Annotated in this window: 8 protein-coding genes; 1 reads left to right on the top strand and 7 read right to left on the bottom strand. The window is 34.8% G+C overall.

Translation table 11 applies throughout. The features are described 5' to 3' along the window. Positions 1 to 139 precede the first annotated feature (139 nt). The 7 genes from J6L95_RS06500 to J6L95_RS06470 all read right to left on the bottom strand — a co-directional run bounded on the left by J6L95_RS06500 (position 140) and on the right by J6L95_RS06470 (position 7,353). Positions 140 to 1,417, bottom strand: coding sequence for an aspartate aminotransferase type Ic (locus tag J6L95_RS06500; RefSeq protein ID WP_287458534.1), 1,278 nt, complete (start codon positions 1,415 to 1,417; stop codon positions 140 to 142). A 93-nt stretch (positions 1,418 to 1,510) separates the two neighbouring features. Further along, entirely contained in the window at positions 1,511 to 2,698 is a 1,188-nt protein-coding gene (locus tag J6L95_RS06495) for a metallophosphoesterase (RefSeq protein WP_287458533.1), read from the bottom strand. 55 nt (positions 2,699 to 2,753) lie between these two features. Further along, positions 2,754 to 4,709 carry an ATP-binding response regulator gene (locus tag J6L95_RS06490; RefSeq protein WP_287458532.1) on the bottom strand — a complete coding sequence of 652 codons (1,956 nt, stop codon included), beginning with the start codon at positions 4,707 to 4,709 and terminating at the stop codon, positions 2,754 to 2,756. Between the two features lie 95 nt (positions 4,710 to 4,804). After that, positions 4,805 to 6,148 carry a hybrid sensor histidine kinase/response regulator gene (locus J6L95_RS06485; protein ID WP_287458531.1) on the bottom strand — a complete coding sequence of 448 codons (1,344 nt, stop codon included), beginning with the start codon at positions 6,146 to 6,148 and terminating at the stop codon, positions 4,805 to 4,807. 27 nt (positions 6,149 to 6,175) lie between these two features. Next, positions 6,176 to 6,520, bottom strand: coding sequence for a desulfoferrodoxin family protein (locus tag J6L95_RS06480; RefSeq protein WP_029070872.1), 345 nt, complete (start codon positions 6,518 to 6,520; stop codon positions 6,176 to 6,178). 78 nt (positions 6,521 to 6,598) lie between these two features. Further along, positions 6,599 to 6,823 (bottom strand): helix-turn-helix domain-containing protein, encoded by a 225-nt coding sequence (locus tag J6L95_RS06475; RefSeq protein ID WP_051550721.1) that lies wholly within the window; start codon positions 6,821 to 6,823, stop codon positions 6,599 to 6,601. A gap of 215 nt (positions 6,824 to 7,038) precedes the next feature. Further along, positions 7,039 to 7,353, bottom strand: a complete 315-nt coding sequence (locus J6L95_RS06470; RefSeq protein ID WP_029070874.1) for a hypothetical protein — start codon at positions 7,351 to 7,353, stop codon at positions 7,039 to 7,041. 102 nt (positions 7,354 to 7,455) lie between these two features. Between J6L95_RS06470 and J6L95_RS06465 the strand changes: the two genes are divergently transcribed. Continuing rightward, entirely contained in the window at positions 7,456 to 9,186 is a 1,731-nt protein-coding gene (locus J6L95_RS06465; RefSeq protein ID WP_287458530.1) for an ABC-F family ATP-binding cassette domain-containing protein, read from the top strand. Positions 9,187 to 9,211 lie beyond the last annotated feature (25 nt).

The following is a 9,211-nucleotide window of genomic DNA, read 5'->3' as shown; positions in this document are numbered from 1 at the left end:
GTCTGAAATGCGCTATAATTTTTATGGTTTAATGTTGTAGTTTTCATAATTACATTATACCAAAAAATGCGTCGGATTTATCCGGCGCATTTTATTTTTGAAAACTAATCCAGATTATCTATCCGGGTCAGCCCCTTTTTTATTTCATCAATACTTCGATACTTGCAATCTTAACACAGATTGTAAATAATTTTGCGGCCATCTGAATTTCTTCAAGTGGAGGCAATGTAGGTGCAATACGAATATTAGAATCTTTTGGATCTTTCTTATATGGATAAGTTGAACCTGCACCAGTCATAACAACTCCTGCTTCTTTTGCAAGAGATACAATACGTTTAGCTGTGTGATCTAATCCAGTGAAGGAAATGAAATATCCTCCCTTAGGGTGAGTCCATTCTCCCACTTCTAAGCCACCTAGATATTCTTCTAGAATCGCATTAACAGCTTCAAATTTAGGACGAATGATATCCGCATGTTTTTTCATATGTTCCTTAATGCCATCAATATCCTTGAAGAATCTTACATGTCTTAACTGATTGATCTTATCATGACCGATTGTCTGATGTGTCATCTTAGAAAGAATATCTTCCTTGTTTGCCTGAGATGTAGCCATAGCTGCAATACCTGCACCAGGGAATGAAATCTTTGATGTCGATCCAAACTTATAGACCATATCAGGATGTGAAGCTGCTTCACATGCTTTAAGGATGTCTAATACTTCTACTTCTTCATCATAAAGATGATGAACACAGTAAGCATTATCCCAATAAATTCTAAAATCTTTAGCTGCTGGATTTAATGCGGCTAATCTTTTTACAACTTCATCGCTGTAAACTACGCCTCCTGGATTAGAGTACTTAGGTACACACCAGATACCCTTTACCATTGGATCTTTTACTAATTCTTCAACTTTGTCCATATCTGGACCTTCTTCACTCATTTCTACAGGAATCATTTCAAAGCCAAAGAATTCTGTAATACCAAAGTGACGATCATATCCAGGGACAGGGCAAAGCCATTTTACTTTTTGATCAAGTTTACACCAAGGTGTTTCCCCCATTACCCCGAAGCTATAACTTCTTGAAATCTGATCAAACATAATATTTAATGATGAGTTACCGTAGATAATCATATCATCTGGCTTGCTGTCCATCATATCAGCCATAAGCTTCTTAGCTTCAGGTAAACCATCAAGACAACCATAGTTGCGTGCATCTGTTCCATCACTAGCGATTAAATCAGATCCACTGTTGATTACATCTAGCATTGGACGTGATAAATCAAGTTGTTCTGATGATGGTTTTCCTCTTGCCATATTTAATGATAAATGCATATCTACATAACTTTGATAATCTTTTTGTAGAGCTTCTAATTCATTAGAAAGTTCTTCTTTACTCATTTGTGCATAACTTTTCATTTATTCTCTCCTTTTGTTCCTTTTTACCATTTTACATTGATTTAAGATTGTATACAAACATTTTTAAGAAAAAGAAAAGCAGCGGAATATCCGCTACTTAAAATGTACTTTGATTGAACAGATTTCTGCTTTTGTTGCAACTCTCATAAAAGGACCAAAAATACCTACACCAGATGTAACAATGCTGTGCATATGTCCTTTTTTAATATGTCCACAGGCATTTTCCCAGACTATATTAGTTATAATATTGGCAGGGAATGCCTGTCCATCGTGGGTATGTCCCCCTAAATCAAGGTCAACTCCGGCCTTGCTTTTTTCTTCTAGTTCTTTTGGTTCATGATCAATCATGATAATTGGTTTAGAGTGATCCAATGACTGCGTACACTCACTCGGTGTCTTTCTTTGCTTGATACCTTTTCCTGGCTTATTATAGTCAGGTCTTCCATAAAGAGTAAAGCTGTTATCAATGACCACTGATTCATCTCTCAGATTTTTAATATTGGCTTTTTTTAAGAACTGATCCATACGTGGATCAGCTTCCTGTTTTCCTTCACCAAAAGTAAATCCAGCTAAAATATGTTCTTCTATATCATGATTGCCATATACCGCAAATACGCCATATTTAGATTTAATTCTCTTGAATTGTTTAATAAGTTCATCAGGATGATCTAAAGCATCATATTCATTATCAAAAATATCCCCTGCAATAACGACAAGATCTGGTTTTGTCGCATTGATTTTATCAACCATCTGGGTAATATGTTCTACCTCGATATTATATCCCATATGAAGATCCGCAATTAAGCAGATATTCAAATCCTTTAAATGACCAGCCTTCTTATTGATGCTCACTTCATAGTTTGTCGTACGAATATGATGAGCATTCACTACTCCATAAAGACATATCGATAAAGCCAATGTAGCAGAAATAAGTCCAGAGAAAAATAACGTACGTCTTCTTCCCCATATTTCCCTTGTCGCAAAACGTGTATGCAAGATAATAAAACGAATCAGTAAAGCAATCATCAAGGCGATGATTTCATAAAGAGAAATACCTAACCAGTAATAACCGATAATCTTAAATAAACGTTCATATCTTCCATGTGGCAAGAAGAAGCCAATAAGCATTGATACCGCAAGTAAGGTATAAATAGCTCCTACTATAATACGAAATCTCTTTTTTCTAAAGAATTTCCCCCATGAAGACATCCACTTCAAAATCCAATATAAAGAATAAGCATGCACCAATATATAAATTGGTGAAAGATAAATTGCTAACATAATATCCTCCATTTGAATTTATTATCTTACAAACTATTTCAAAAGTAAATACGTATTACCTGATGAATTTTACTAAAGCTTTAAGCAATTCTTTTGTATCAATAGGCTTTCCAATATGAGCATTCATCCCGGCATCGATGCTCTTTTGTATATCTTCTAGATAAGTATTAGCGGATAAGGCAATAATTGATACATCATTATTAAACTCACGAATTCTCTTGGCCGCTGTTAAGCCATCGCAATTTGGCATGCGAATATCCATTAAAATAGCATCATATTGATTATGTCTACATTTCTCAATTCCCACATTACCGTCACTAGCAATCTCTGAAATCATTCCGTATTTTTGTAAGATCATCGCAATAATCTGTGCATTGATATCGACATCTTCACAAATAAGAATGTGTTTTCCTTTTAATACATTATAATCAATATAGTCTTCTTGCTGATGAGGGAACTGTACCTCTTCTGCTTTTGTCACTGTCTCATAAGGGATTGTTAATGTGAATGTTGTTCCTTCATGAAGTATAGAATGACATTCAATATCTCCCTCAAACATATCGATAACTTTTTTAACAATGGATAATCCCAACCCTGTACTTGTTTCACTATGGGACAGTTCATTTTGTTCCTGATTGAATGGTTCATACATCTCTTTAATAAATGAATCACTCATTCCTACCCCATTATCTTTAATGACATGATGGGAAATGATTTTCCCTTCTTTTTCTTCCTGCGTTATTACCCAGGAAATTTTCCCCTTACGAGGGGTATATTTTATCGCATTGTTAATAAGATTAATCAAGATCTGCATAACCCAGCGACGATCAGTTTTCACAAGCATAGTGCCTTTAGGACGAATGATTGTATATTCGTGTTCTCTTTCTGTTGCAGAAGGCTTTGTCATAGCTTCTACTTGTCCATAGATTTCATTGATATCTACGACTTCATTATTCATAGTCATTTTGCCGCTCTGCAGCTTTTCTACATTAAGAATATCATTTAATAATGACAATAGATACTCACTTGCTTTTTTAATATAAGTATAGCGTTTATAGTCTTCTTCATTTTGAGTATCTTCTATCCCTTTTTCACTTAAGCCAATAACTGTCGTTAGCGGTGTTCGCATATCATGACTCATGCGCGCCATAAATTCCGCTTTGGCCGCATTGGCTTTTTCTTCATTTTTTAAGGCTGCTACAAGTGCTTTATTTAATCCTTCAATCTCTTCTCTTTGACGATATTCTAAGGTTACATCTTCAAATGAGCCTACCAGCCCAACTATCTTGCCATTATTATAAAGTGGAGCCTTGCTTGCAACGATGTCTCTTTCTTTTCCTTTAGCAATACATTTACCGTGAACACGATAGGTTCTTTCCCCATTGAGGACACGCATTTCATCTTGCATAAAGCAATCAGGTTCATTATGCCATCCCATATCTTCATCGGTCTTATGAAGAATTGATTTTAAACTAGGAAAACCATAGTAATCCAGAAAGGCTTTATTGGCTCCGACAAAGCGACGCTTGTTATCTTTCCAGAAGATACATGTCTGTGTTGTAGAAAGAATATCATTTAGTAGTGTGGCTAAATGATCATTTTGAGCGTTGGCTACATCAAAGCGAATCTTTTCTTTTGTAAGATCAATAACCTGACAGTAACATAACTGATGTGAATTAACACTACGAAAATATCCGTTAACAAGTAACCATACATCTTTTCCATTAGGATGGTGAAACGGAAAACGGAGTTTGATGCGATCTTCATTTTTCCGTTGACGACATTTCATAACAATCATCTCTTGATCTTTTACACTGATGAATCGATCCCTACGATTATTAAAATTTCTAATAAGTACCGGCATTTCTTTATAATCAATATCAAGATAATTGCACAGTCCTTCAGATAAGGCTATAAGTCTAAATTGATTGTCATTGACTTCCATTACACATAAAGGTGATGGCAAGTACTTAAAAAAATGTTTTTCCTGTTCACTTAAAATACTATTCATACAAAAATCCCCTTTATTCCTAGTTTTATTATATCATCATCAAATAACTAAAGGAGATTTATCAGAATATGACAAAAAAGATAGAATGAATCATTCTATCTTAGATAATTTGTTAAAGTTGTAAAAAGTTCCTGAGGATTGATTGGTTTGGTGATATGTGCATTCATGCCTGCATCACGTGTACGTTGACGATCCTCATCAAAAGCGTCAGCCGTCATAGCAATAATCGGAATAATATCCGACTCTGGGTGAGTTGACTGACGAATGATCTGAGTTGCTTCAATACCATCCATCAATGGCATACGAATATCCATTAAGATTGCATCATAAGTATGCGGCATCGCATGTGTAAATATCTCGACACCATCCTTGCCATTTACAGCCAAATCCATACTGATTCCTTGGCTTTCCAAAATCTGTTTTGCGACCTCAGCACTCATAGCGTTGTTTTCTACAAGAAGAATATGTTTTCCATTAAGAATGGAGTAATCAGTTGTAATCTTTTCCACCTGATCCTTATAACAATAAGGCCATCTAAAATTAATCACAAAGGTTGTTCCTCTATCTTCTTGTGATTCACAAGTTATCTTTCCATTCATGGCTTTAACTAAGGCATTAACAATCGTCATACCCATACCTTTTTCAGTGACAATATCATCAGGCATAATTTTCAATAGATTCTTTAATGCACCCTGTGACATGCCAATACCATCATCTGATAATGTAAATTGAATATCTACATATTCATCAGTCTGATTTAATCCTTCAATGACCAGATCAACATGTCCTTCACTTGGAGTATATTTACATGCATTATTAAGAAGATTGACTAATACCTGCTGTACTCTTACACTATCCACATTGACATAACGACAAACATCCACATTCTTATATTCAATATTAAAATGAATATTCTTCTTCTCAAAATGTGGGATGACCATATGAAATGATTCTTCAACACATTCCATGATAGTATGGGGCTTTTCATCGAGTGTCAACTGGCGATCTTTAAGTTTAGATAAAGCCAGAAGATCTTCAATCAATGTCATGAGATACTTTCCTGCACTATTGACATTATCCAAGGCATTCTTCATATCCTGCGGATTATAACGAGAAACCATATCCTGATCGCTAGCATTGATAATTGTATTCATTGGTGTACGCATATCTCTGCTCGCACGAGCGACAATGATGCTTCGTGAAAGACGATCTTCATCAAGCTTCACTTGAGTACGATGATTAATATAAATAGAAACAGACATTGAAAGGATCATGGCAATTAGAATGAAAAGCATGATGAATACAAGTTCTCCATCAGGATAAGTTCTTGTTCTTGTCAGAAGATAGAAAACGCCTAAGACGATTCCAATCAATACCAGATTAAGAACAATCTGAATCATTAAAATTTTTCTTACATTCTTGCCCTTGTTTTCACTCATTCCACATCACCTTACAATCTTAGGAATTTATGCCTTCCACAAACCATGAAGACTGCAGTATTCGTATGTCGCAACGACTTCGTCTCCATCTGCTAATTCAAATTCCGCAAAAGGTTTATCTCCTGGATTAAATTCCTTAATCAAAATATTTGATTTTGTTTCTACAGCTACAAATAAAATATAATGTTCTTCAGTCATAGGATGTTCCACACTTCCTACCTGAACACTCACATGTGTACCATCAACTTTTACATCTGGTACATGTTTTTCCTGTGCAGCATCTACAGTATTTGCCACTAATGCTTCTGCATCATTGATGGAGCCAGTAAATGAGGCAACAATACTGCCATCTGATAATCGATAAAATTTCATTGTATTATCCTCCTTATTTCATCTTGTTTAAATTTTAGCATACATGTAAAAGAAAACCAACTGATTTACTTTGTAGTCTTATTGAAATAATTCATCATTAAAAAAAGCTTTCAAAGAAACACCTAAACCCTCACAAATTTTCTGAATAAGCAAAATAGAAACATTTCTGTGACCATTTTCTAAAGAAGTAATGTAAGTTCTATCAACATGACTGATTCTAGCAAGTTCTTCCTGCGATAAATTCTTACTCTTTCTTAAAGAGCGAACGCGTTGCCCTAACAATAATCTTGAATCCTTTTGCATAATCATCACACTTTCTTGTCGACAATATGTCAACGGTTTTTACGTCACATACAAATTACAAGAGAAGCCACTCTTATTATTCTGGAGAGTGGCGCCCAGGAAGCTAGCTTTTCTTTACGGTTGACTCCGCAAAGCTACAGGTATACCTGGCTTCTATAATTATTGTAGCAATTATCATGATAAATAAAAAGAAAATCGCTAATCTTAAAAAAAAATTAGCGATTTCTATTATCAGCATATACTCTTATGACCTTAAAGACATAAACATGATTTTTAGTAGTAAGACTCAAATTCCCCTGATAATCCTTACGCAAGATACCCGGCGTTGTCTTAAAATGATGAGAAGGCCACGCAGTTTCCTTAAATACCGCAAACATACGTGTATAACGAGAAGAGCGACTCCATAGCAATTCTACCATACCTGCTCTTTTCTGATAATCATCTGTCTCAACAGCAATTCTTTTCCTGTTTGTTGGGGTGATGGACATCACAATGCCCTCAAATCTCATATATAATCTTTCTCTTCTCATACTCTTTTCCTCGAAAGCATTATATCATATTTTTTTGTATTTTAGATAGAGAGAACTCTTTTCAAAGTGTTCAATTTCATCTACAATGGAAACGGTGATTTTATGCTAATAAATATATCGGATTTATCATATAGAATAGGTGATCGTACACTGCTCGATCACATCAATCTCATTATTGAAGAAAAAGACAAAGTAGCCCTTGTCGGACTTAATGGTGCAGGAAAATCTACCTTGTTAAAGCTTATTGTCTCTCGCAATGAGAAAAGCATTACCTACGGTAAAGATCTAAGTATCTCCTATCTGCCACAAAACAGCAGTTTTGATGATGAACTTACAATCTTTAAACAAGCTAAACTGCTTGCACCTAAAAGCAAAGACTATGAGATTTCTTCAACATTAAACAAATTCAAATTAACTAATCATGAAGATAAGATCAAGATTCTATCTGGAGGACAAAAGAAACGTTTAGCCCTTTCTATCGCTCTTTTAAATGAATGTGATCTTTTAATTCTAGATGAACCTACCAATCATCTAGATACCACAATGATTGAATATCTTGAAAAATATTTAATCAAGAGAAACAAAGCCCTCCTCATGATTACACATGACCGTTATTTCCTTGAACGTATTACCAACAAAATCGTAGAAATAGATCGAGGTCATCTTTATGAATACAATGCCAACTATTCTGCTTTTATTGAAATGAAAGCCAAAAGAGAACAAGATGCGCTTAATCAGGAATATAAAAGAAAACAGTTCTTAAAAAAAGAATTAGAATGGGTACGTGCTGGTGTACAGGCGAGAACAACTAAAAGAAAAAGTCGACTTCAGCAGTTTGAAAAACTTTCTCAAATAGAAGATATCCAGAATGTTGAAAGTGTAAAGATGATCAATACATCTTCACGTCTAGGAAAAAAGACCATTACACTTGAAAATGTCTCAAAAGTCTATGATGGTACCCCATTATTCCATCCTTTCTCTTATCAATTCAAAAGATTTGATCGCATCGGTATTCTTGGAGAAAATGGTTCTGGTAAGACAACATTAATGAATATGATTGCTCAACTTGATCAAGACTATGAAGGAACTATTTCTATTGGTGAAACAATAAGATTTGGTTACTTCAAGCAAGGTGTGGAAGATATGAATCCAAGCATGCGTATCATTGATTATATCAAAGAGACTAGCGACTTCCTTGAAACAAGTGAAGGCACTTTAACTGCCAGTGCGATGTGTGAACGTTTCTTATTTGATAAGAGCATGCAGTTTACTCGCATCGAGCGTCTATCCGGTGGTGAAAAACGTCGTCTTTATCTATTAAAGGTCTTAATGGGTGCACCAAATGTTCTTCTTCTTGATGAACCTACCAACGATTTAGATATTGATACATTAAATATCCTAGAAGATTATCTTGAATCCTTTAAAGAAATCATCATTACAGTCTCACATGATCGCTATTTTCTTGATAAGATTGTCGATGGACTCCTTGTCTTTAAGGATCATTATGTCACATATGTCAACGGTGGCTATTCTTCTCAAATTGATATCACTTCAACTAAAGAAAAAAAGGAATCAAAAAAGGAAGCTTATCGTGAAACCAAGAAGCAGAACCAGAAGCGTCGCTTAACTTGGGCTGAAAAGAAAGAGCTTGAATCTATTGATGATGTTATTCTTGATCTAGAAAATGATATCAAGAAGATAGATGAAGAAATGCAGACAACAACTGAATTTGAAAAGCTAGATGAACTCTCTAGCTTAAGACAAGAAAAAGAACAGGAACTTGAAGAAAAAAATGAACGTTATCTTGAACTATTGGAAATAGAAGAAGGATAATGAAAACGACGTGATTATCTCACGT

It is taken from the genome of Kandleria sp. (assembly GCF_017934775.1).
Lineage (GTDB): Bacteria > Bacillota_I > Bacilli_A > Erysipelotrichales > Coprobacillaceae > Kandleria > Kandleria vitulina.
Note: the sequence above shows the minus strand (reverse complement) of the source record. Positions and strands in the feature narration are given on the sequence as shown.

Bases quoted from the DNA above. Each gene is read 5' to 3' on its own strand.
- J6L95_RS06500 (WP_287458534.1), bottom strand. From the start codon at position 1,417: ATGAAAAGTTATGCACAAATGAGTAAAGAAGAACTTTCTAATGAATTA.
- J6L95_RS06495 (WP_287458533.1), bottom strand. From the start codon at position 2,698: ATGTTAGCAATTTATCTTTCACCAATTTATATATTGGTGCATGCTTAT.
- J6L95_RS06485 (WP_287458531.1), bottom strand. From the start codon at position 6,148: ATGAGTGAAAACAAGGGCAAGAATGTAAGAAAAATTTTAATGATTCAG.
- J6L95_RS06475 (WP_051550721.1), bottom strand. From the start codon at position 6,823: ATGCAAAAGGATTCAAGATTATTGTTAGGGCAACGCGTTCGCTCTTTA.
- J6L95_RS06490 (WP_287458532.1), bottom strand. From the start codon at position 4,709: ATGAATAGTATTTTAAGTGAACAGGAAAAACATTTTTTTAAGTACTTG.
- J6L95_RS06470 (WP_029070874.1), bottom strand. From the start codon at position 7,353: ATGAGAAGAGAAAGATTATATATGAGATTTGAGGGCATTGTGATGTCC.
- J6L95_RS06480 (WP_029070872.1), bottom strand. From the start codon at position 6,520: ATGAAATTTTATCGATTATCAGATGGCAGTATTGTTGCCTCATTTACT.
- J6L95_RS06465 (WP_287458530.1), top strand. From the start codon at position 7,456: ATGCTAATAAATATATCGGATTTATCATATAGAATAGGTGATCGTACA.